Origin of the sequence: Isoptericola halotolerans, assembly GCF_045689585.1 — a bacterium.
In the GTDB taxonomy this organism is placed as follows: Bacteria; Actinomycetota; Actinomycetes; order Actinomycetales; family Cellulomonadaceae; genus Isoptericola; species Isoptericola halotolerans_B.
The window spans coordinates 793,933-816,775 of sequence record NZ_CP140108.1 but is presented as its reverse complement, the minus strand read 5'-3'; the positions used below and the strand labels follow the sequence as shown (position 1 = coordinate 816,775).

The window sequence follows — 22,843 nt, the reverse complement described above, 5'->3', positions numbered from 1 at the left end:
GCAGCGAAAACACTCGGCAGTCAGAGGATTGATGTGGACATCGCTGCGCCGTCCGCCACCCCGATGCATGCTTGCCTCGATTGACAACCGGTAACGCGTCGGTAACGTTGATAGCGCTTACCAAGGTGTGTCGATTCCTTGGCGATGACGCCGGGAGCCGGAGCCCGACGGGCCTATGAGTCAGCCTGCGGGTACTCGTCCTTCGGGCGGGAGCACCTGTCCGTCGCGATCGAAGGAGATCAACCATGGCGCTACGAACCATCCGCCGGCCCCGCCCTGGGCCCGGCGACGGCAGACCAAGACGTTCGCGGCCCTCGAGAGCTGCGGGCACCATGCGTCGTTCCGCGGCAGGGGCAGTCACCGCGAGCCTCGTGCTCTCGCTCTTCTCCACCGTGCCTGCCCAGGCAGGACCGGGGGAGACGTCGGAAGGTGCTGACAACCTGCCCGATGGAATCGTCGACCGCGTCGATCTCGGCGACACGGCGTCGGAGTCGGCGCACGGGTTCCGTGGGGAGTCCACGCAGGCCGTCACCGGAGCCAAGGACAGGACCGCGCGGGAGGCCCTGCCGACCGAGGCGCAGAGCGACCGTCTCGGCGACCAGAGCTTCACCGTCGACGTCGACCCGGTGAACCAGAACCATGTCTCCCTGGTCTACTGGGGTGAGGACGCTTCCCGGGACAGCACAGTGCTTCTCGTCGACGGGGAGTACGTCACCTACGGCAAGGTGGGCGACTACCAGGCATCCAACGTCGGTACCCAGGGAGGCCTGCCGGGCAGGTACTTCGCGACCACCACGCTGCTGCCGCTGAGCACCACGCAGGGTCGCGACGAGGTGCGGATCACGGTCCGTACGAAGCGTTCGGACGAGTCGACGACCCCGTCGCGGAAGTACTACGAGGCCGTGGTGCACACCGAGGCGGCGTTGCCGGGCGACGTCGTCGACCCCGATGCCGAGGTGCCCGCCGCGGGGCCGGCACCAGGGCTGCCTCCCGAGGAGCAGCAGGCGAAGATCGACTCGTACCGCGAGAAGCAGCTGACCCGCTTCACGGAGCTGTCGCAGAAGGTCGACGCCTCGTCGACGGCACGCATGGACATCGCGAAGTACCAGAACGAGCTGCGGTGGTACGCCGAGTCCCTGACGCAGTCCTGGTCGCCGGCGGAGACCGTCGCCGAGAAGCGGGACGCTCTGGACCGGATCTTCGCGACCATCGACCAGTACACCACCGACTACTACGGCGACGTGCGCAGCCTGGGGTCGGGCGGCCACCAGTCCGACTGGGGCGGCTACTACGCCGAGCTGGGCGAGGCGCTCTACATCGTGGAGAACCTCATCGCCGACGACGACGTGCTCGGTCAGGAGGCCTTCGAGCAGCTCCTCGAGGAGCCCTTCGAGACCGGGACCACCGACGGGCCGAACTCGATCGCCTCGGTGGACTGGGAGGGCGGAGCGCTCACCCGGGGCGAGGCCTGGGAGCGCGTGCTGAAGGCGAACTTCGACTTCGCCCGCTCGCGGCTCTCCTACATCTCCAACCAGGTCCACTACACCTACGAGGGCGCGTGGCGCGCCCACGAGGGCCTGCGGGTCATCGGGTCGGACTTCTACGAGGGCAAGGACCGCAGCCACCGGATCCTGCGTGAGATCTGGGGTGTCGAACCGTTCCTCGGTGAGGAGGTGCTGGTCGGACCCGACGGCGAGGACCTCGACCTGTACCACTCGCTGTTCAACCACGATCGCACGGCGGAGTACACCGACGACTACCTCCAGATCGTCATGCGAGGGCTCGCGCAGAGCGAGCTCGACGACGACGGCGAGATCGTGCGCCGCGCCCCGTACGGCGAGCACCACTTCTCGTTGACCGGCGACAAGGCGCTCTTCCGCGAGAACCGCTACGTCGGGGCCTACGGCGAGACCGGCAGCTGGATCCCGACCTACTTCTGGCGCACCTGGGGGCACGCCGGTGACGAGGAGCTGAACGCCGACCTGCTGCGTCAGGCGTTGCGCAACCTGCACGCCCGAGGTCAGACCCGCTACCAGGGCATGACCGATGACGGGCATCGGGTCATGGTCATGGACCAGGTCGTCGACGACCGGAACCTGGCCTACCCCGGCAAGACGGCCTACGGCACGGAGGTCGGGCAGAACCTGGGGCTCCTGTACGCCTCCCTCGAGCAGCACATGGCCGAGAACGCCGAGATGTACTCGGGCGAGGAGTGGGACGAGTACTGGGAGTACGCCCGCGAGGCCACCGGATTCGTCCAGCAGCAGCTCGTCGACGGACAGTACTTCCAGCACTTCTCCAGCACGATCGGCACCCAGAGCTTCAACAAGGACCTGCGCGTCCCGGAGACCTGGGAGTGGATCACCCAGGGGCGTGCGCAGGATCCTCGGTTCGAGTCGAACGCTGCCGGGGTCGTCCTTCCGGACACCGACCTCGAGCTCTACTCCGATGGCGAGCTGGACCGTCTCGGCGTCGCGCGCGACGACCTGGACGAGCCGACGGCATGGGTCGACATCGACAACCTGTTCGTGACCTTCCGCGACGGAGACACGTCGGTCACGGGGTCGCTCGCGATGCAGAACTACGGCTGGGCGGGGAACGGGCGCCTCCACGTCCGTCAGCCCGGCTGGTCGCAGAACGTGCAGGTGCGCACCGAGGGGACGTTCGAGTACCGCACGGTCGACGTGCGACCGTCCTCGATGAACCAGCCCATCGTCGTCGACCAGGACGCCGGCACCACCGCCCCACCGTTCGCCCAGGGCGGGGAGCTGATCCCCATCACGTATCAGCCCGGCGTGGGGGAGGTGCAGCGCGACAACTACATGGCGGACACCCCGTACTCGGCCTATCCCGACGTGATCAGCACGAGCTACGGATCGTGGTTCGTGGCCATGAACACCACTCGCGAGGAGTACGGCAACGCCGCCACGCACGACGTCGCCGTACCCGCCGGGACGCCGGACGAGGTCGAGGACCTCGTCAGCGGCCGGACCGTGCGGGTGACCGGCCCTGAGAACGGGCGCACCGTGCGGCTCGAGCCCGGCCGGTCGGTGGTCCTGCGGATCGACGACGCGGATGCCGTGCAGCCGGCCCCCGAACGGGTCGATGCCGCGGTCGCCTCGGCGGGCGCCACCTCGGTGGCACTGAGCTGGAACCCGTCCGCGGGTGCGCAGACCTACGACGTCTGGCGGGCCAAGGACGACGGCAAGGGCGAGCCGACGCGCGTGGCCCGTCGCCTGACGAGCACGTCCTGGATCGACGACAAGGCGGAGCGCAGCGAGCGCGAGTACACCGTGGTGGCCGTCGGGCCCGCCGGGGACGAGGCCGAGCCGTCGAACCCCGTGACGTCCGCGGCGCACGGTCAGCGTGTGGGGCGCGACTGGCAGCAGACGAGCATCGGTGAGACGGACCGGGTCAAGGCCCGGTTCGCGCGGGGTGACGCTCGGATCGAGGTGGACGACGCCGACGGGTTCGCCGGCGGCGACGACTTCAAGCTCGAGGAGCGCCTCCGCCCGGACTCCCTGGGGCAGCTCTCGCGCCTGACGAACGGTGCGACGTCGGTGTCCGGGAAGGTCGTGGACCCGCAGGGCTCCTTCTCCGGCGTCGTGATGCGCGACTCGTTGGACGCCGTCGCGCGCTACGTCGCGCTGGGTGCCGATGAGGACGGCGATCTGGAGCTTCGGGTCCGGGAGCTGGACAGCCGGGTGAACCTGTCCGGGAATCCGGGGCAGGACGGCGAACAGGGCCAGGTCGTGTCCCCCGGGGTGTACGAGCTGGACGCCACGCTCGCCGACACTCCGTACCTGCGGCTCGACCGCGACGTCCGGACCCAGCGCGTGGTCGCCTACGTCTCGGCCGACGGCCAGGACTGGGAGCGCGTGGTGGAGAAGTCGTTCGTCTCGACCGACACCCTGCACGCCGGGGCGGTCACGGCGGGGTCGGTGCACGTGGAGGATCTGCGCGTCAGCCCGCTCCACCCGAAGCGCTTGCGCGTGGACGTCGAGCGAGCCGACGAAGAGATCGGGCTGCGGTGGAGCCGGCCGCAGGGCGCCGCGGAGTTCGCCGTCTACCGCACCGAGGACCCGGAGGTCGCGAAGACCGACCCGGCCGACGGCGGGTGGGAGATCGTCGAGGAGTCGACGCTCGAGTCCGGGGTCGACCAGCCGGTGCCGAGCACGGCGCTCTCCTACGAGGTGGTGGCACGCGACGCCTCCGGCGCGGTGCACTCGTCCGCCTCGGTCGAGGTGGCGGGGTCGTGACGGCATGACCTGACGGGCCCGAGACGAGGGCCCCGGGACCGGACGGGCTGTGCAGCCGCACCGGTCCCGGGGCCCTCATGTCTGCCTGGGGCGTGCTGTCAGGCCACCTCGTCGATCAGGGTGACGGCCCAGGCGGGCAGCGTGAGCTCGGCCGAGAGGCCGTCGTCGCCGGCGACGAGCTCGGTCGTGGCCAGCGTCTGACCGTGCTCGGTGAGCGCGGTGACGTCGTCGCGGCTCAGATTCACCGGGGAGCCGAGTGCGTGCCAGGCGGACACGACGTCTCCTGATGCGGGGGAGACCGTCTCGACGCGGAACCGGGTGCCGGGGGCGACGCCGTCGACCTGGAGTCGGACGGTGCGGGCGGAACCGGTCGCCAGGGTCCGGTCGGCGTGCTCACGGGTGTCGATCGAGGCGGGTACCGACTGCGTCACCTCGGCCGGGTAGTGGTAGAGCACGGCGCTGAGTCGCCGGTCCTCTCCATGACGGGTGACGACGCCGACGTCGGTGCGAGCGAGGAGCTCGTCGCCGAGCGCGGCCAGGAACCGGTAGCCGTGGTACGTGGGCTTGGGGATGCCGTGGTGGTTCAGCATGCCGAAACCACCGTGGAACGGCAGCTGGCCGCCACCGGCCTCCTCGAAGATGTCGGTGAACGTCCAGTACGACAGCGAGTCGACCAGGCCGATGGAGTCGAGGTTGGCCTTGACCACGTAGGTGGCGGCCTGGGGGTAGTCGTGGGTCCGGTCGCGCGAGCTGGACGACGACGACCACTCGGTCAGGTGGATCTCGGCGTCGGGGAAGGGGCTCTCGTCGACGATGCGGCGCAGCAGCCGCAGGTCGGTCGCGGTGGCGTCGACCCCGCGGGTCAGTCGTGCTCCCTGACCGTGCTCGTCGAACGCCCAGTCGGTGGGGTAGGGGTGCGTGGAGACGAAGTCGACGGGCAGGCCGTCACGGTGGGCGACGTCGAGGAAGTCGAGGAGCCACACGGGTTGCCAGTCGAGTTCGTCCAGGTCGGCGGCGGACAGGGTGTCGGCCTGCGCCGAGGTGTCCTCGGTCTCACCGTCGAACCGCGTGTCGGGCACGAAGTTGCTGGTGGCGGGCCCGCCCACGCGGAGCCGGGGGTCCACGGCCTTCACAGCTCGCGCGGCACGTCGGTACATGTCGATGTACTGCGACCTGGTGCCGCGGAAGAAGGGGCGCAGATTCGGTTCGTTCCAGACCTCGTAGTACCAGGTACGGATCTCGTCGATCCCGTACCGGTCGCGCCAGTGCTCGACGGTGCGGGCGACGAGCTGTTCCCACTTGTCGAGATCGGTGGGCGGCGAGCCGTGGGCGCCCCACCAGAACGCGGTGGCCGTCTCGGTGGCGATCTCGCGCGGCATGAAGCCGAGCTCGACGAAGGGCCGGATACCGGCGTCCAGGAGCGCGTCGAACAGGACGTCGACGTACTGGAAGGAGGGTTCGACGACTCCGTCGGCGTTCTCGCGGTAGACGAACATGTCGTCGTGGAACAGTCCGTGGAAGCGCACGTAGCGGAAGTTGTGGACGTCGACGACCTCACGGAGCTGGTGCTGCCAGTCGGCCCGGAGCCCTTCGTTGGCCCGTCCGGCACCCACCACGAGGTTCCAGTGGTGGGCGAAGCGCTCGCCGGTTCCGTCCGCGGTGGCGCGGAGATCGACCATGATCAGATGTCCTATCTTTGACGGTGCCTTGTCTCGGTCCGGGCGGGAGCCTGCGCCGCGGGAGCGCGGTTTGCTGCCGGAGACATCCCATGTCTACCATGCCGCCATGAGCACAGTCACCGCGCGACGCAGCGCGCGACCGAACGTCGTGCTGATCCTGGCCGACGACATGGGGTGGGGCGATCTCGGCTGCTACGGCGCCACCGCGATCCCCACGCCGCGCATGGACGCGATGGCGCGCGACGGGGTGCGGTTCGACGACGCCCACTCCTCCTCGGCGGTGTGCACGCCGAGCCGCTACTCGATCGTGACCGGCCGCTACGCGTGGCGCAGCCCGCTCAAGCAGCACGTGCTGCACAGCCACGCGCCCGCCATCATCGAGCCCGCGCGACCCACCGTCGCCTCGGAGCTGCGTGAGCGCGGCTACTCCACCGGCGTGTTCGGCAAGTGGCACCTGGGGCTCGACTGGACCCGCAAGGACGGCACCCGCGTCACCGCGTTCGGCGCGGACGCCGACGACGACATCCTGGACAAGCCCGACCAGTACCCGGCCGACGAGATCGACTACACGCGGCCCTTCGCGGGTGGGCCCTGCGACCTCGGGTTCGACCGCTACTTCGGCATCGCCGGCTCGCTCAACATGCCGCCGTCGGCCTTCCTCTCCCAGGACCGCGTCGTCGGCGTCCCCGACCGGCCGCGCGACGTCTACGAGTCCGGGATGAACCCCGGCCTGAAGACCGAGGGCTGGCGCGACGACGAGGCGGACGTCCGGTTCACCCAGGAGGCCGTCAGCTGGCTCACCGAGCAGGCCGACGCCGACCAGCCGTTCTTCCTGTTCCTGTCCACCGCCGCCCCGCACCGGCCCTGCGTGCCCCCGGAACGGTTCCAGGGAATGTCCCGGGCGGGGAGGCGCGGCGACGCGGTCTGCCTGGTCGACTGGATGGTCGGGCAGATCGACGACGCCCTGGCCGAGACCGGCGTCGCCGACGACACCGTCGTCATCATCACCAGCGACAACGGCGCACCCATGGTGTTCCCCGACGACGGCGACGTCGTCGACCACCGGCCCAACGGCCCCTACCGCGGCCAGAAGGGCGACATCTGGGACGGCGGCCACCGCGAACCGCTCATCGTGCGCTGGCCCGCCGGCCTCGCCGCCGGCCAGGTGCGCGAGGACCTGGTGTGCCTGACCGACCTGTACCCGACCATCCTGGCCGCAGCAGGGCTCGAACCGACGCCGGGAGCGGCCGAGGACGCCGTCGACATCCTGTCGCGCCTCGACAGCCCGGAACCGACGCCCCGCGGAGTGCCCGTGGTGCACCATTCCATGCGCGGCGCCTTCGGTCTGCGCATGGACCGGTACAAGGTCAACTTCTGCACCGAGTCCGGTGGTGGCTTCAGCGCCATGGTGCGCGACGACGGCACCTTCTACGGGGCGGACGCCCCGGTGGGGCGGATCTACGACCTCGAGACGGATCCGGCCGAGACCACCGACCTGTGGGACAGCCGACCAGACCTCGCGGCCGCCGCCCACGCCGCCTTGCGCGACCTCACGGCCGGCGCGGACACCGGATTCGCGCACGACGTCGTGCCCGAACCCACCGGATGAGCGCAGCGGCCGTCCACGGACACGTCGCCGACGGATACGCGGAGGTCGCCGAGGCGTTCGCCGCCACGCTCGTCGACACCGATCGTTGCGGCGCGGCGCTGTCGGTCTGGCAGGACGGCCAGGAGGTCGTCGACGTCTGGGCCGGGACGGCCGACGGCCGCACCGGACGGCCGTGGACGCAGCACACCCCCGCGATCGCCTTCTCGGCGAGCAAGAGCGTCGCCGCCCTGGTCGTCGCGATGCTCGTCCAGGACGGCGAGGTCTCGTACGACCAACCCGTCGCCGAGATCTGGCCCGAGTTCGCCGTCCACGGCAAGGGCAGCGTGACCGTGGGTGACCTGCTCGCCCACCGCGCCGGGCTCTCCGCACCCCCCGGGCCGCTCGACCGCGAGGTCGTGCTCGACAGCCGCGCCTGGGCCGAGACGATCGCGCAGCAGGAGCCCCTGTGGGACCCCGGCACCGCGCACGCTTACCACGCCCTCACCCTGGGCCCCCTGGTGGCGGAGATCGTGCGCCGCGTCACCGGGACCGAGCTCGCCGACGTCGTCCGTGAACGCGTCGCGACACCGCTCGACGCCGCGACCACGTTCGCCCCCACCGCCGGAGCCGTGACCACCGCCTCCGGACTCGCGCGCATCCTGTCTGCCGTCGTCACCCCCACGCGGGGCGTGCACCTGCTCGACGGCGAGACGGTCGCCGCCGTGTGCAGGCCCCGGTCCTCGGGGCACTGGGCCTTCCCGGCCCCCCCCGGCCCGTACCCCGTCTGGGGCGCCGGGATGCAGGTGGTCTCCGAGGTGCTCCCCGGCCTGTCGCCGTCGTCGTTCGGGCACGGCGGCGCCGGAGGGCAGGTGGCGCTCGCAGACCCTGAACGCCGGACCGGTATGGCCTACGTCCGCAACCGCATGGACAGCGAGGGGCCCGGGCCTGGCCTGACGGCAGCGCTCAGGGCAAAGATCCGATCTTAAAGCCAAGAAGGTGGGTCAGAATCACCCACAACGAGGCGTTAGGTCGTTTGACAGCCTTAATCATCCCATGTTTCATGGTTTCTCGACTGATCATCGACCGAGATGACGTAGCGCAGTGATGCAGAGGTAGGTAGTCGAGGCCGACTACCTCGACGACGAAAGAAGAGGCAATGAAGCTCATCGGAAGAACGTCCATGCCTCGAGGCAAGGCGGCAGGAGTGCTCGGCGGTGCCTCCGTCGCCGCCCTGATGCTCACGGGCTGCTCGGGCCCCGGCGACAGCAGCGACGGCACGACGACGATCGTCGTCCAGCAGCAAGCCAACTGGACGTCGATGATGGAGGTCCTCGTTCCCGCGTTCGAGGAGGCGCACCCCGACATCAGCGTCGAGCTGTCGACGATCGACCAGGACACGCGCAGCTCGACCAACACGCAGATCATCGCGGGCAACAACCCGCCTGACATCGCGCTGGTCTCCGGCAACTCGCCGGTCTACCTCGAGACTGTCGAGAACGACCAGCTGCTCGACGTCTCCGACGTGTGGGCGGCGGCGGACCTCGACGAGCGCTACGACGCCGAGACCGCTGAGGCACTCCAGTACGGAGAGACCCCGTACCTGGTCGGCATCGCCGGGATCAACTACGACATCGTCTACTACAACCAGCAGATCTTCGACGAGCTCGGGCTGGAAGCTCCGGCCGACCACCGTCTCGACAGTGACGAAGAGCTCTTCGAGCTCGTCGACGCGGTACGCGCCGCGGGCTATGACCCGCTCGCGGTCGGTGGCGCGGACCCCTTCCAGTGGGCGTGGCAGGTGAGCCAGGTCCTGCAGAGCTACGCCACGCCGGACGAGATCGCCAACTATCTGACGTCGTGGAACGCTGACGTCGAGCCGACCGTGGCGTACACCGACCCGCCCTTCGTCGACACGGTCCAGCGGATCCAGGACTGGGCCGACGCAGGCCTCTACCAGGACGGATATCTCGGCCAGGACTACGACGCCGCGCAGGGTCTGTTCTTCCAGGGGCAGGCCGCGATGCTCCTCGGCGGGAACTTCACGGCCGGAGCGATCAACGATGCCGGCGCCGGGTTCGACTACGGCTGGTTCCTGCTTCCGTCCGGCAGCGAGGAGCGTCCTTCACAGCTCATGACCTACCTCGGGGAAGCGATGGCCATCCCCGCCGGAGCCGAGAACCCCGATGAGGCGAAGCTCTTCCTGGAGTTCTGGATGTCGAACGACATGCAGGCCGACGCCGTCGCCAACTCCGGGTTCGCCCTGCCGTCCGTCAACAGCCTCGACATCGACGACCTGCCCGGTGTGACCGGCGTCGTCAGCGAGCTCGTCGAGGACGCGGGTGAGAACGGTGCACCCATCGGGTGGGGCTCCGCGACGCCGGGAGCCTTCGCGCAGCAGCCCCTCGGTACCGACATCGCCGCGATGCTGTCGGGTCAGATGACCGTCGACGAGGTCGCCCAGGCGCAGCAGGCACGTCTCGACGAGACGCGGGCCGAGTAAAACTTCGATTCGGGGTGGGCGCTGCCAGCGCCCACCCCGAGACGGGCGGGTACTGATGTCAACCACCGTGAACACCACAGCGCAGCATGCGGCGCCGGCGAAGAGCCGGCAGCGCTCACACGTCGACAGGACGCCGCGTATCGCCTGGCTCATGATTCTCCCTGCCGTCGCCCTGATGGTGGCCTTCTACGTCGTGCCGACGGCTCAAGCGGTCCGGATGAGCTTCTCCGACTGGGGCGGGATCGGAGAGATCACGTTCGACGGGCTCGGGAACTACGTCGACGTGCTGACCGGCTCGCAGCTCTACGAGTCGCTGTGGATCACCATCGTGTTCGCCTCCTTCTCGGCTTTCGGGAGGGTGGCGATCGCGACGCTCCTGGCGGCGGCGATCAGCCACGGGGTCCGTGGTTCGAAGTTCTACCGGATCATCTGGTTCATCCCGGCGGTGGCGCCGTCGGCTGCCGTCGCGGTGTACTGGTCCACCGCCTTCCAGCCGGGCGTCGGGACCTTCAACGCGGTCCTGGGGCTCTTCGGCCTCGACGACCGCACCGCGTTTCTCGCGGATCCGGCGACGGCACTCTTCCCGATCATCTTCGTCGACATCTGGGTCGGCGTCGGATTCGCGTTCCTGCTGATCCTGGGATCGATGGAGCAGGTCCCGGTGTCGGTCTACGAGGCAGCCCGGATCGACGGTGCCAGTCGAGTACGCCAGTTCTTCTCGATGACCCTGCCCCTGATCCGCCCGGTGCTGGTCGTCGTGACGATCCTCCAGCTGGTCTGGGCGTTCAACAACTTCACGATCGTCTGGGGGATGACGCAAGGAGGGCCTGGTTCGGCGACGACGACGCTGCCGGTCCTCGTGTACCGGGAAGCATTCGTCGAGGGGGACTACGGTACGGCGACAACGGTCGCAGTGCTCTCCGGCATCGTGCTGATGGTCGTCGGTTTCTTTGCCATGCGTTTCAACCAGTCGGAGCAGAAGTGATGAAGAAAGTCCAAGCTGTCGCGGCTCAGTTCCCACTGGTCCTCTGGACCGTCATCACGATCGTCCCGTTCGTGTTTCTCATGCTGCTCTCTTTCCGCAGCCAGAAAGACATCTTCGCCTATCCGCTCGGGTTCGGTGGTGACTTCACGCTCGAGAACTTCGTGGTGGCGTGGAACGGCCCGTCGGGCGGAGCCGGCCTCTCGGTCTACTTCACCAACACCCTGGTCGTCGCGGTGTGCGGCCTGGTGGTGAACCTGGGGGCCGGACTGCCCGGTTCATATTTCTCCACGCTGCTGCCGGAGCGGGTCCGGGGCATCTTCCTGAAGGTGTTCCTGGTGGGAACCATCGTGCCCATCGTGCTGCTGGTCGTGCCCTACTTCCAGATCTTCGACATGCTCTACCTGACGAGCAACCCCGTCGCGCTGGGAGTCACCTACGGGGTGCTCTCGCTGCCGACCACCATCCTCGTGCTGCACTCCTTCTTCATCGACTTTCCGTCCGAGCTCACCGAGGCCGCGTCCATCGACGGGCTCGGACGATGGTCGTCGTTCTGGAGGATCGTGGTCCCGTTGTCGATCGGGCCGATGGTCGGTGTCGGTCTCCTGGTCCTCGTCTTCATGTGGGGCGAGGCACAGCTGGGCATCGTGCTCCTCCAGGAGTCGAGCTCGCAGACGGTGCCGGTGGGCCTGCTGGGGTTCCGGGGAATGTTCTACACGTCCCTGGGGCCGATCTTCGCCGGACTGGCCCTCGCGTCGGTGCCGATCGTCGTGGTCTACCTGATCCTGCACCGCCACATCACGAAGGGAATCGCACTGGGCGGGGTGTTCCGATGACGGGGCGGGGCGGGCAGGTCGCCAGGCCGAACGTCGTCCTGGTGTACATGGACGACATGACGCACTGGTCGCTGCGCAGCGACCAGGTGCACACACCGCACCTGGACCGTCTGCGGCGTCGGGGGACCACGTTCACCCACGCGTTCAACCAGGGGTCGCTCGAACCGGCGGTGTGCGTGCCGGCGCGGCGGATGCTGTTGACAGGGTTGACGCTGTTCGACGCGACACCGCGGTTCGGCGAGGTGCAGAGGCTCGGTGCCGCGCTGTCGGAGGCGGGCTACGACACGTTCTTCACCGGCAAGTGGCACAACGAGCCCGAGGCGTTGCCGCAGGACTACGAGACGGTGGGTCCGTGGGCGGGCGGCATGCTGGGCACGCTGGACGGTGAGGACGAGGCTTACGGGCGCCCGCGCCGTGACGACCGGTGGGACCCGGCCGACGACGCACGCGGAGGGCACTGGATGACGTTGCCCGACGGGCGGGTCCAGCACTCGTCACAGCGGTGGACAGAGGCGGCGCTGTCGCACCTGGCGGGTATGGACGGCACCCGGCCGGTCTTCCTCCACGTGGCTTACCACGCGCCGCACGACCCGCGGCAGGCCCCGCGCGAGTTCCTCGAGCGTTATCCGCTCGAGGAGGTGGCCGTACCGCCGAACGCGTTGCCGCGCCACCCGTTCGACAACGGCGTGCTCGACATCCGTGACGAGCTCCTCGCCCCGCACCCGCGCACCGCCGACGCCGTCCGGCTGCACCGCCGCGAGTACTTCGCGATGCTCACGCACGTCGACGAGCAGATCGGCCGCCTCCTGGACGAGGTCGACCGGCTCGAGGCCGAGGGGCGGCCCACCTACGTGGTGTTCTCCGGGGACCACGGGTTGGCCCTGGGCGAGCACGGTCTGCTGGGCAAGCAGAACGTGTACGACCACAGCACCCGGGTGCCGCTCGTCGTCGCCGGGCCGTCGGTGCCGGCCGGCGCGGTGCGTGACGCGCCGGTCTACTCGGGGAGCATCTACGCCACGGTCTGCGACCTCGTGCGTGTGGAACCGCCGTCGCACCTGCACTTCCCGTCGCTCGCCGCAGCGTTGTCCGACGACGGAGCGCAGGACGGGGCCGGTCGCGGCGGCGACCAGGACATCTTCACCGCCTACGGGCCGGACCAGCGTTCGCTGCGCCGGGGCCGCTGGAAGCTCATCCGGTACGCCGAGGCGCAGCACGACCAGCTCTTCGACGTCGACGCGGACCCGTGGGAGACGCGGAACCTCATCGCGCACGCCGACCTGGCCGGCGTCGTGGACGAGCTGGCGGGCGCCCTGACCCGCGAGCAGCGACGGCTGGGCGACCCGGCCCTCGCATCCGGCTGAACCGACATCCCTCAGTACCGTGGTCCCCACCCGGACCGGATTGGACACAAGATGCGCCACCCCGCGGAGTCGCTCACCGGCGAGCCGTACCTCCCGCACCGCTCGGTGCACCTGGACTTCCACACCTCGCCGCTCATCACCCCGATCGCGCAGGAGTTCGACCCCGAGGAGTTCGCGGCGCGGTTCGCGCGGCTCGGCGTCGACTCGGTGACGCTGTTCGCCAAGTGCCACCACGGCCGGCTCTACTACGACACGGCGCGCGAGGAGCGGCATCCGGGGCTGGGCGGTCTCGACCTGCTCCGGTCGCAGGTCGACGCGCTGCGACCGCTGGGCATCCGCACGCCGATCTACGTCAGCGTGCTCTTCGACGAGCACGCCGCCACCACGCACCCCGAGTGGGTCGCCCTCGACGCGGACGGCGAGCCGGTGCGCGTCCACCCGGACGGTGTGCCGGGCTGGCGGATCCTCGACATGACGAGCGACTACCGCCACTACCTGGCCGACCAGGTGACGGACGTCCTGGAGCATTTTGACGACGCCGACGGGTTCTTCTTCGACATCTGCTTCGACCAGCCGGGGTTCACCCCGACCGCCCGGGCCGCGGCATCGGCGGCGGGGTTCGACCCGGACACCGCGGCCGGGCGTCTCGATGCTTCGCGCGCCGTCTCGCACGACTACATGGCGCGGCTGCGCGACATGGTCGCCGGCCGGGGGCACGACGGCGTGCCGCGCAGCGTGTTCTTCAACTCGCGGCCGCGGCTGCTGCTGGCCGACGAGCTCGGGTTCAGCACGCACGACGAGATCGAGGCGCTGCCGACCGGTGGGTGGGGGTACGCGTACGCCCCGACCGTCGCCCGCAGCGTCCTGCCGATCCAGCCGCGCGCGATGGGAATGACGGGCCGGTTCTTCGGCAGCTGGGGCGACAGCGGGAGCCTGCACCCCGAGGCAGCCCTGGCCTACGAGTCGTTGCAGATGGTCTCGCTGGGTATCGGGATCAGCATCGGCGACTCCCTGCCGCCGGCGGGACGGTCGCACGACGCCGTCACCGACCGTCTCGAACGGACCTTCCGGGCGGTCCGCGACGTGCAGGAGGTCACCGCGGGGGCCGAGCGCGTGGCCGAGGTCGCCGTCGTGCGCCCGCCGGGGGTGGGGGACGGCGAGGTCATGGACGCCGACGCGCCCGGTGCGGGTGAGCTGGCGGCGCTGCGGCTGCTGGCTGCGCGCGGTCTCGACTTCGACTTCGTCGCCCCCAGGGACGACCTGGCCGACCAGCTCGCCGGCTACCGCGCCGTCGTCGTGCTCGCCGGCGTCGGTCTGGACGACGCGGCGGTGCGGGCGTTGACCGCGCACGTGGCGGCGGGCGGTTCGCTGATGGTCTCGGGGCTGCCGCAGGACGCGGACGTCCTCGCGTCCCTGACAGGGCTGGAGGCGACCGGCGAGCCGGCCCACCGGCGTGAGTTCGTGCGCCCCGTGCCCGCCACGAGCGCGATGGCGGACTTCGACCACGTCCTGCCCGGCGGCGTGCCGCGGGTGCGGACCACGGACGACGTCCAGGTGCTCGCCACGGTGACCGAGCCGTACTTCGACCGGACCGGCGAGCGGTTCAGCGGGCACGAGTACACCCCGGCCGGCTGGCCGACGGAGCACCCGGCGGTGGTCGTGCGGGGCCGGGTCGCGACGTCGGCCTTCCCGTTGCTGGAGGCGTACGGCTCCACGGGCGTCCCGGAGCTCGCCGAGCTCGCGGCCGTCGCTCTCGCCGGCGTCCACCCGCGTCCCGCACTGCGGGTCGACGGCGCGGCGCACCTGGAGGCCACGCTGCAGCGTCGGGGGACGACGTCGTTCGTGCACCTGCTCAGCTACCTCCCGTCCCGCCGGACCCAGGCGGACGTGGAGACGGTGCTGGACCCGGTGCCCGCGGTCGACGTCGAGGTGGCGGTGCGGGTCGACGGCGTGGAACCGCGCCGGGTGCGCACGCTCGCGGGCGCCGATCTCCCCTTCGAGGTCACGGACGGCTATGTTCGCTGCACCGTGTCGTTCGACGCCGGGCACTGCCTCGTCGTCGTGGAGGGGGAGTAGCGAGCATGTCGCAGACCGACAACGCGATCGACGCCATCAAGCGGATGATCCAGCTCGGCGAGCTGCGTCCGGGGGACCGGCTGCCCCCGGAGCGCGAGCTCGGCGAGCGGCTGGGCGTGTCCCGCAACTCGCTGCGCGAAGCGGTGAAGTCGCTCGAGACCATCAACGTGCTGGCCGTGCGGCGCGGCGACGGCACCTACGTCACGAGCCTCGAACCAAGTCTGCTGCTGGAGGGGATCGGGTTCCTCGTGGACATCCACGACGACGCCACCCTGCTGGAGATGTTCGGGGTCCGGCGCATCCTCGAGTCGGCCGCCGCGCGCTCCGCGGCCATCCGGGCCACCCCGGACCTGATCGAGCACCTCGAAGCGATCGCCGAGAGCTCGAAGGACGCCACGAGCGTCGACAACCTGGTCGACCACGACACGGAGTTCCACCGGGTGATCGCGTCGGCGGCCGCCAACCGCTACCTGTCCGGGATGCTCGACACGCTCTCGAGCAGCACGGTCCGGGCACGGGTGTGGCGCGGGCTGGCCCAGGGCGGTTCGGTGGAGCGGACCCTGGCCGAGCACCGCGCGATCCTCGACGCCGTGCGGGCCGGTGACCCGGACCTTGCCGCCGCGCTGATGACGGCGCACATCGCCGGTGTCGAGTCATGGCTGCGCGGTGCCTCACGGTGGCACCCCGACCAGGACGACGGCGACGACGACAAGGGGAGTGCAGATGACGACGTCTGAGAACGGCGCGGACGTCCGGCGCATCGCGTCCGTGATCGGGCTGCCGCCGGAGAACCGCGAGGCCTACGAGCGCTACCACGGTGACGCATGGGCCGGTGTGCTCGCCGCGCTGCGCCGTCACCAGGTACGCAACTACTCCATCTACCGGTACGGCGACCTGCTCTTCTCCTACCTCGAGTACGTCGGGGACGACTACGAGGCGGACATGGCCGGGATCGCCGCCGACCCGGTGACGCAGGAGTGGTGGTCCGTGGTGAACCCGTTGCAGCGCCCTCTGGACGACCGCGCCGAGGGCGAGTGGTGGCACGAGATCCCGGAGATCTTCCACGCCGACTGACGTCGCGCCGACGACGCTCGCTCGCTAGGCCGGTGCGCCGGCGTGACGGGACCGTTCGACGTCGTCGAACCAGGTGCGGACCGCGTCGCTCATGGTCCGGACCCGCTCGGGGTGCGCGGCGGCGAGGTCCGTGGTCTCACGCGGGTCGGCTTCGAGGTCGAACAGCAGCGGGGCGACGTGGTCGGGACGCGGCACCTGCGGATACGGCGTGGTGTCGATCGTCGTCGGTGGTGTGGTCTTGATCTCCACGTCCCGCCGGGCGTCCTGCGGGGTGACGTCCAGCGATCCGGGCCAGTCGGGCCACACGATCTTCCAGCGGCCGTCGCGCATGGCGCAGTTGGACTCCCGTTCCGGGACGTACCGGGTCCACTGCCAGAACCGCGCCCCGGGGTCGGTCCCCTCGCCCCGCAGCCGGTCCCAGGCGCTGGAACCGTCGAGCTCCCGGTCGCCGGCCACCCCCACGCCGGCGGCCGCGGCGAGGGTAGGACGCCAGTCGACGAAGTGGACCAGGTCGCTGGACTCGATCCCGGTCGGCAGGCCGTCCGGCCAGCGCATGATCAGCGGGACCCGGATGCCGCCCTCGAAGACGTGGGTCTTGGACCCGCGCATGCCGACGTTGAACCGGTGGGTGGCGTTCTCCCCGACGCCGTTGGCCTCGGGGCCGTTGTCGCTGGTGAACAGGACGATCGTGTGGTCGGCCAGCCCGAGGCGGTCCACCTCGGCCAGCAGACGCTCGACCCCCTCGTCGACCATGGCGAGCATGGCGTAGATGGTGGCCACGGCGCGGGTGCGTCCCGGGGCGAGGAACCGTTGGACGAGGTGTTCGGGCGCCTGGAGCGGATAGTGGGGGGCGTTGTAGGCCAGGTGGAGGAAGAACGGCTCGCTGCGGTGGCGGCGCACGAAGTCGACCGCCTCGGTGGTGAGGACCTCGGTGAGGTGGCGTCCGTCGGGGCCGACCATGGTGCCGCCGCTCTCGATGCGCCAGTCCCAGTAGTCGCGCCAGCCGCCCTGGAACCCGGTGAACTCGTCGAACCCGCGTCCCCGTGGGTGGTAGGCGGCGTCGAACGCGCCGTTGTGCCACTTGCCGACGAGGCCCGTGGCGTAGCCGCCGGCGCGCAGGTCGTCGGCCAGGGTGGTCTCGCCGACGCCGAGCCGGTCGAGTCCGCGCGCCTCGGTGGTGTCGATGACGCCCGTGCGGTGCGGGTACCGGCCGGTCAGCAGTGCCGCGCGGGCGGGGGCGCAGACCGGGGACCCGGAGTAGTGCTGGCGCAGGTGGACCCCCTCCTCGACGAGGGCGTCGAGGCGAGGCGTCGAGGACGCGCCGGTGTTCTCGCAGGAGAGGTCTCCCACTCCCATGTCGTCGACGACGATCTGGATGATGTTGGGCCGGGTGGGCATCGTTGCTCCTCGGGTGCCTGGCGGTGCGTGCGGCCCTCAGGATGGCACATTCTGAGATCGACGGTAAGCGATTACCTCTGAGCGGGACGGCTGCCCCACGTCCGCCAGGCGATCTCGACCAGCACCCCACCCAGGAGGACCACGCCGAACGTGGGGTAGGTGACGGCCAGCAGGGCCGCGGCAGCGGCGGCGGCGAGGGCGACGACGCTCCGGAAAGGTGCGCCGGCGACCAGCCGGACCGCCTCGACCACAGCGGTGCGGAACGTGGGGCTGCGGGTCATCGCGGTGGGCAGGGCGAGGGTCAGCAGCGCCGCACTGGACGCGATGACCAGCACCAGGGCGATCATGGCGACGCCGACGGCTGCGGGTGCGGCGATCCAGAAGGCCACCGCGACGTAGCTGGACACGCCGATCGCCAGGGCGACCGGAGCGACGAACCAGGCCCGGCGGAACCGGGAGCGCACCCCCGCGACGAGCGTCCTGGCCGGGTTGGAGGGGTAACCAGGGTCGACGGCGGCCCGTGCCTCCATCGCTGCTGCGGCGGCAGGTGCGGCCGTGACCAGGGGGAGCGACAGCACCAGGAGCAGCAACGAGATCGTCAGGAGGTCGCCGGCGACCGTGAAGACCCCGAGCAAGGTCGGTCGCGGGCGTCGTCGGTCCGGGGTGTCGGAAGCATCCACGGCGCCAGTGTCTCATCACGAAACGGAAACAGAGGTTGACGAACGGTACGCGCTTTCCGTAGCGTGTCCCGTACCAGACCACGTCACAAGGAGGTTCTCGTGGGCACACGCAAGAAGGCCATGGCGGCTGTTGCGGCGATCAGCGCGACCGCGCTGACGCTCGCCGGATGCTCGGGCGGCGCAGACGCCGGTTCCGAGGAAGAAGCCACCGAAGCCACGGGCACCTTGCGTGTCCTGACCCCGGGCTACCCGGCCTCGAACGAGGGGACGGCAGCGTTCGACGCCGTCGTCGAGGCGTTCCAGGAGGAATACCCCAACGTCGAGGTCGAGCCCGACTTCGCCACCTTCGGCAACCTGAACGAGAAGATCTCCACCTCGCTGGCCAGCGGCCAGCCCTACGACGTGCTCGTCACCGGTATCGGTTGGGTCCCGCCCTTCGCGTCGCAGGGGGCCTTCCTCGACCTCGCCGAGTTCGGCGTCGACGACCAGGTGGTCTCCGACGCGACGACGCCCGCCGCGCTGCCGGCCGTCACGTACGAGGACAGCGTCTATGCCTGGCCCCTCATCATGGGCGCCAAGCCCGCTGCGCTCAGCAGGTCGGCGTTCGAGGAGGCCGGGCTCGACCCGAACTCGCCGCCGGAGACGCTCGACGAGCTGATGTCCATGGCCGAGGAGCTCACCGAGTACGACGACAACGGCACCGTCACCCGCGCAGGCTTCGACTTCTGGGGCGTCGCCTACCGCCACGTGTTCACCACGCTGCTCGGAGCGCTCGGCCACGACCTGTACGAGAGCGGCGAGCCCGGGTTTGCCAACCCCGAGGGTGAGGAAGCGCTCGACTGGATGGTCGACGCCATCAATGACTCCCACGTCACCGAGTACGGTCTCGAGTCGGCCTCGGGCGCCCCGCTGATGTACACGGGCGAAGCGGCGATGGGGCTCGTCGGGGGCTACATCGACTGCGAGGAGGTCGGCCAGGAGGTCTGTGACGACCTGGTGTTCTTCAACATCACTGACGAGAGCCCCGCGCTGTTCACCGGTGGTCAGGTCGCCTCGATCGGTGCGGGCACCGACCTCCCGGACGCTTCCTGGGCCTTCATCGAAGCCATGTCGACGCCTGAGGCAGAGGCCGCGATGGCCGCCATGAACTTCGCGGTCCCGGCCGTCGCCGGCTCCGCGGAGTCCGACGTCGTCACGAGCAACCCGGCGAGCACGTTCGTCTACGAGAACCTCGACAACGTGGTCTTCGAGGGTGGCGCGGCGAACTGGCTGGACCTGCGCGACACCTTCATCACCGAGCTGGAGAGGGCGCTGCTCGAGCAGGCTTCCTCCACCGAGGCGCTCGAGGACCTGGCCGCCCGATCAGAATGAGCTCAGCCGCCTGAGGCGCGCGGGGCCGGCCGGCCTGCCCGGCCCGGGGCCCCGCGCGCCTCAGGCGCCCACAGAAGGAGGCTCTCGATGTCGAAGAGCATGCACACCACGGCCGGGTCGGCCGAGCCGACCGCGCCTCACGAGAAGCCAGGACCGCGGCGTCGGCGCGGAACGAACGGCATGATCCGCGCGCAGCGGCGCGCGGGCCTGGTGATGATGGCACCGGCCATGCTCAACGTCACGGTCTTCCTCGGCGTCCCCCTGGTGCTGGCGTTCGTCCTCAGCTTCACCGACTACGGGTTCTTCGCACCGCCGACGTTCATCGGTCTCGAGAACTACACGGAGATGTTCGCGGACGCGGACTTCCAGATCTCCGTCGTCAACACGGTCATCTATACGCTCCTGGTCGTCCCGTTCGCCATGGGGCTCGCGCTCATCGTGGCGCTCGCACTCAACATGCCGATCCGTGGCCGCGGCGTCTACCGAGTCATGTTCTACGTCCCTGTCGTGACGGCCACAGTATCGGTGGCGACCGTCTGGCTGTGGATCCTCAACCCGACCTTCGGGCTCGCCAACCAGATCCTCGGCCTGTTCGGGCTGCCGCCGTCCCAATGGCTCACCGACCCGGACACCGCGCTGGGGAGCCTGGCGATGATCGGCATCTGGCAGGGCCTCGGGACGAAGATGGTGATCTACCTGGCCGCACTGCAGGGCGTCAACCCTGCCCTGGTCGAGGCGGCCCGCCTCGACGGGGCGAACCGGTGGCAGGTCTTCCGGCACATCACGTGGCCCTCGCTCGGCCCGGCGCACTTCTTCGTGTTCATCACCTCGATCATCGCGTCGTTCCAGGTGTTCGACCTCGTCTACGTGACGACGGAGGGCGGCCCTGCGAACGCTACCCGGGTGCTGGTCTACGACATCTACGAGAACGCGTTCGGTGCCCTCGACCTCGGGTACGCCTCGGCAGAGTCGGTGTTCATGTTCGCCCTGATGGCGGTCTTCATCGCCGCCGGACTGCGGCTGCAGAGGAGCAAGTCTGATGACAACTGAAGTCACCCAGCACCGGAGTGCTGTCAAGAGATCTCTGCGGCCCAGGGCGGGCCGGGCGGTGTTCTACGCCGTGCTCTCGCTGGCCGCCTTCGCGATGGTCGTGCCGTTCCTCTGGATGGTGCTGACGTCGTTGAAATCGTCAGCGGAGGTCAACAGCTTCACCTGGCTCCCGACGGAGCTGCACTGGGAGAACTACTCCGACGCGATGAGCGCGGCCCCGTTCCTCACCTACTTCCGCAACAGCTTCGTCCTGGCCATCTCCCAGACGCTGCTGGCCATCGTGTTCGCGACCGCTGCGGGCTACGCCCTGGCCAAGCTGCCCATCCCGGGAAAGAAGTACCTCCTGTGGTACGTCATCGCCCTGTTGATGGTGCCCTTCCAGGTCGTGATCGTGCCGTTGTTCCTGGTGGTCAAGTCGATTCCGCTCGCCGGCGGCAACGACATCCTCGGCCAGGGCGGCAGTGGCTGGCTGGACACCTGGTGGGGCCTGATCGTCCCGCTGGCGATGGGGCCGCTGTTCATCTTCCTGTCGCGACAGTTCTTCACATCGCTGCCGAGCGAGCTCGCCGAGGCCGCGCGGATCGACGGGGTGAGCGAGTACGGAATCTTCGGCCGCATCATGCTGCCGATGGTCAAGCCAGCTCTCGTCACGATCGCCGTCTTCCAGATCGAAGCGGCATGGAACAGCTTCCTGTGGCCGCTGATCGTGACCAGCTCGCCAGACCTGCGGCCCCTCCAGCTGGGCCTGGCGATCTTCTCCCAGGACGAGCTCAACGTGCAGTGGAACTACCTCATGGCTGGGGCGACGCTCGCCACGGTGCCGATGATCATCCTCTTCATCGTGGCGCAGAAGTACTTCGTGCAGGGCCTGGCGAGCTCGGGTCTCAAGGGATGACGCGCATCGAACTGCCAGGTTCTTCCACCGCCGTGCAACCCGCCCTCGAGCGGACAGGTGCGACGTCCGTGCTCGGTCGGTACGCCCTCGCCATGTCCTCCGACGACCTGGCGCGGCGGCTGTTCGGTCCGGAGCTCGAGCTGCTGCGCGATGTGCCGGGGACGGCGCTCCTCCCCGTGGCGTCGTCGTTCGACGACGCCACGCTCGACCGCCTCGCGGAAGTCGACGTGCTCGTGACCGGATGGGGTACCCCGAAGGTCACGGCCGAGGTCCTGGAGCGGGTGCCGCGGCTGTCCACGGTCATCCATGCCGGCGGCAGCACCGAGTCCGTGATCGACCCGGAGGTGCGGCCGCGGCTTCAGAGGTCGAACGCGGGGGCGGTCAACGCGATCCCGGTCGCCGAGTTCTCGCTCGCGATGATCCTGCTCGCCTGCAAGCAGGCGTTCGCCTCGCAGCGGATCTACCGGCAGCGCCGCACACGCATCGATCGGGAGGAGACGTTCCCGGACGCGGGAGTCTTCGGCCAGACGGTCGGCCTCGTCGGTGCCTCGCGCATCGGGCGCCGCACCCTGGAGCTGCTGCGTCCGTTCTCGCTGCAGGTCCTGCTCGCCGATCCGTTCGTGTCGGCGCAGGAGGCCGCTGAGCTGGGGGCCGAGAAGGTGTCGTTGCCCGAGCTGCTCGGCCGCAGCGACGTCGTCTCGATCCACGCACCGCTGAACGACGCGACGCGCGGGATGATCGGTGCGGACGAGCTGGCACGGATGCGCGACGGCAGCACGCTGCTCAACACCGCCCGGGGCGGGATCGTCGACCTGCCCGCGTTGGAGGGCGAGCTGGTCTCCGGCCGGCTCGAGGCGATCCTCGACGTGACGGACCCGTTCGAGCCGCTGCCCGCGGACTCGCCGCTGTGGGAGTGCGAGAACGTGATCGTCACACCGCACGTGGCGGGGTCGATGGGCACGGAGCTGCAGCGCATGGGTGCCCATGTGGCCGCGGAGCTCGGTCGTGCGCTGCGCGGGGAGCCGCTCGCGGTGAGCGAGTCGTCCGCGGGCCGCTGAGCCGGTGCGGAGCGTTCCCTGGCCGACCAAGGCCCC

General features: G+C 69.8%; 17 protein-coding genes. 14 read left to right on the top strand and 3 right to left on the bottom strand.

Going from position 1 to position 22,843, the window contains the following annotated elements:
* Positions 1-332 precede the first annotated feature (332 nt).
* Complete coding sequence (locus tag UQW22_RS03865; protein ID WP_407319554.1) at positions 333-4,259, top strand: hypothetical protein; 3,927 nt, start codon at positions 333-335, stop codon at positions 4,257-4,259.
* Positions 4,260-4,357: 98 nt separating this feature from the next.
* Here the strand turns inward: UQW22_RS03865 and UQW22_RS03860 are convergent, their stop codons facing one another.
* The gene (locus tag UQW22_RS03860; protein WP_407319552.1) at positions 4,358-5,938 is read right to left on the bottom strand and encodes a GH39 family glycosyl hydrolase; all 1,581 of its coding nucleotides are present in this window, start codon (positions 5,936-5,938) and stop codon (positions 4,358-4,360) included.
* A gap of 106 nt (positions 5,939-6,044) precedes the next feature.
* Between UQW22_RS03860 and UQW22_RS03855 the strand changes: the two genes are divergently transcribed.
* The 9 genes from UQW22_RS03855 (at position 6,045) to UQW22_RS03815 (ending at position 16,355) form a co-directional block, all read left to right on the top strand.
* Positions 6,045-7,547: an arylsulfatase gene (locus UQW22_RS03855; RefSeq protein ID WP_407319551.1), complete on the top strand. Its 1,503-nt coding sequence runs from the start codon at positions 6,045-6,047 to the stop codon at positions 7,545-7,547.
* Positions 7,544-8,512, top strand: coding sequence for a serine hydrolase domain-containing protein (locus UQW22_RS03850; RefSeq protein WP_407319550.1), 969 nt, complete (start codon positions 7,544-7,546; stop codon positions 8,510-8,512). Before UQW22_RS03855 ends, UQW22_RS03850 begins: the two co-directional genes overlap by 4 nt.
* 194 nt (positions 8,513-8,706) lie before the next feature.
* Complete coding sequence (locus UQW22_RS03845) at positions 8,707-10,026, top strand: ABC transporter substrate-binding protein (protein WP_407319549.1); 1,320 nt, start codon at positions 8,707-8,709, stop codon at positions 10,024-10,026.
* Between the two features lie 151 nt (positions 10,027-10,177).
* Positions 10,178-11,011: a carbohydrate ABC transporter permease gene (locus tag UQW22_RS03840; RefSeq protein WP_407319548.1), complete on the top strand. Its 834-nt coding sequence runs from the start codon at positions 10,178-10,180 to the stop codon at positions 11,009-11,011.
* Entirely contained in the window at positions 11,011-11,844 is an 834-nt protein-coding gene (locus UQW22_RS03835; protein WP_407319547.1) for a carbohydrate ABC transporter permease, read from the top strand. The genes UQW22_RS03840 and UQW22_RS03835 overlap by 1 nt, the downstream gene beginning before the upstream one ends.
* Entirely contained in the window at positions 11,841-13,205 is a 1,365-nt protein-coding gene (locus UQW22_RS03830; RefSeq protein ID WP_407319546.1) for a sulfatase-like hydrolase/transferase, read from the top strand. Before UQW22_RS03835 ends, UQW22_RS03830 begins: the two co-directional genes overlap by 4 nt.
* A 51-nt stretch (positions 13,206-13,256) precedes the next feature.
* Positions 13,257-15,281, top strand: coding sequence for a hypothetical protein (locus tag UQW22_RS03825; protein ID WP_407319544.1), 2,025 nt, complete (start codon positions 13,257-13,259; stop codon positions 15,279-15,281).
* Positions 15,282-15,286: 5 nt separating this feature from the next.
* Positions 15,287-16,018, top strand: coding sequence for a FadR/GntR family transcriptional regulator (locus UQW22_RS03820; RefSeq protein WP_407319542.1), 732 nt, complete (start codon positions 15,287-15,289; stop codon positions 16,016-16,018).
* A complete protein-coding gene (locus tag UQW22_RS03815; RefSeq protein ID WP_407319540.1) occupies positions 16,005-16,355 on the top strand; it encodes an L-rhamnose mutarotase in 351 nt (116 codons plus the stop codon). Before UQW22_RS03820 ends, UQW22_RS03815 begins: the two co-directional genes overlap by 14 nt.
* 24 nt (positions 16,356-16,379) lie before the next feature.
* Here the strand turns inward: UQW22_RS03815 and UQW22_RS03810 are convergent, their stop codons facing one another.
* Positions 16,380-17,753, bottom strand: a complete 1,374-nt coding sequence (locus tag UQW22_RS03810) for a sulfatase-like hydrolase/transferase (RefSeq protein WP_407319539.1) — start codon at positions 17,751-17,753, stop codon at positions 16,380-16,382.
* A gap of 71 nt (positions 17,754-17,824) precedes the next feature.
* The gene (locus UQW22_RS03805; RefSeq protein ID WP_407319537.1) at positions 17,825-18,433 is read right to left on the bottom strand and encodes a hypothetical protein; all 609 of its coding nucleotides are present in this window, start codon (positions 18,431-18,433) and stop codon (positions 17,825-17,827) included.
* Positions 18,434-18,532: 99 nt separating this feature from the next.
* Between UQW22_RS03805 and UQW22_RS03800 the strand changes: the two genes are divergently transcribed.
* From UQW22_RS03800 to UQW22_RS03785, 4 genes are all read left to right on the top strand, one after another.
* Entirely contained in the window at positions 18,533-19,804 is a 1,272-nt protein-coding gene (locus UQW22_RS03800; RefSeq protein ID WP_407319536.1) for an extracellular solute-binding protein, read from the top strand.
* A gap of 87 nt (positions 19,805-19,891) precedes the next feature.
* On the top strand, positions 19,892-20,854 hold the full coding sequence (locus UQW22_RS03795; protein WP_407319535.1) for a carbohydrate ABC transporter permease: 963 nt from the start codon (positions 19,892-19,894) through the stop codon (positions 20,852-20,854).
* Entirely contained in the window at positions 20,844-21,749 is a 906-nt protein-coding gene (locus UQW22_RS03790) for a carbohydrate ABC transporter permease (RefSeq protein WP_407319534.1), read from the top strand. The genes UQW22_RS03795 and UQW22_RS03790 overlap by 11 nt, the downstream gene beginning before the upstream one ends.
* Positions 21,750-21,841: 92 nt before the next feature.
* A complete protein-coding gene (locus UQW22_RS03785) occupies positions 21,842-22,807 on the top strand; it encodes a hydroxyacid dehydrogenase (protein WP_407319533.1) in 966 nt (321 codons plus the stop codon).
* Positions 22,808-22,843 lie beyond the last annotated feature (36 nt).

Coding starts and splice junctions, on each gene's coding strand:
- UQW22_RS03865 (WP_407319554.1), top strand. CDS start 333: ATGCGTCGTTCCGCGGCAGGGGCAGTCACCGCGAGCCTCGTGCTCTCG.
- UQW22_RS03860 (WP_407319552.1), bottom strand. CDS start 5,938: ATGGTCGATCTCCGCGCCACCGCGGACGGAACCGGCGAGCGCTTCGCC.
- UQW22_RS03855 (WP_407319551.1), top strand. CDS start 6,045: ATGAGCACAGTCACCGCGCGACGCAGCGCGCGACCGAACGTCGTGCTG.
- UQW22_RS03850 (WP_407319550.1), top strand. CDS start 7,544: ATGAGCGCAGCGGCCGTCCACGGACACGTCGCCGACGGATACGCGGAG.
- UQW22_RS03845 (WP_407319549.1), top strand. CDS start 8,707: ATGCCTCGAGGCAAGGCGGCAGGAGTGCTCGGCGGTGCCTCCGTCGCC.
- UQW22_RS03840 (WP_407319548.1), top strand. CDS start 10,178: ATGATTCTCCCTGCCGTCGCCCTGATGGTGGCCTTCTACGTCGTGCCG.
- UQW22_RS03835 (WP_407319547.1), top strand. CDS start 11,011: ATGAAGAAAGTCCAAGCTGTCGCGGCTCAGTTCCCACTGGTCCTCTGG.
- UQW22_RS03830 (WP_407319546.1), top strand. CDS start 11,841: ATGACGGGGCGGGGCGGGCAGGTCGCCAGGCCGAACGTCGTCCTGGTG.
- UQW22_RS03825 (WP_407319544.1), top strand. CDS start 13,257: ATGCGCCACCCCGCGGAGTCGCTCACCGGCGAGCCGTACCTCCCGCAC.
- UQW22_RS03820 (WP_407319542.1), top strand. CDS start 15,287: ATGTCGCAGACCGACAACGCGATCGACGCCATCAAGCGGATGATCCAG.
- UQW22_RS03815 (WP_407319540.1), top strand. CDS start 16,005: ATGACGACGTCTGAGAACGGCGCGGACGTCCGGCGCATCGCGTCCGTG.
- UQW22_RS03810 (WP_407319539.1), bottom strand. CDS start 17,753: ATGCCCACCCGGCCCAACATCATCCAGATCGTCGTCGACGACATGGGA.
- UQW22_RS03795 (WP_407319535.1), top strand. CDS start 19,892: ATGTCGAAGAGCATGCACACCACGGCCGGGTCGGCCGAGCCGACCGCG.
- UQW22_RS03790 (WP_407319534.1), top strand. CDS start 20,844: ATGACAACTGAAGTCACCCAGCACCGGAGTGCTGTCAAGAGATCTCTG.
- UQW22_RS03785 (WP_407319533.1), top strand. CDS start 21,842: ATGTCCTCCGACGACCTGGCGCGGCGGCTGTTCGGTCCGGAGCTCGAG.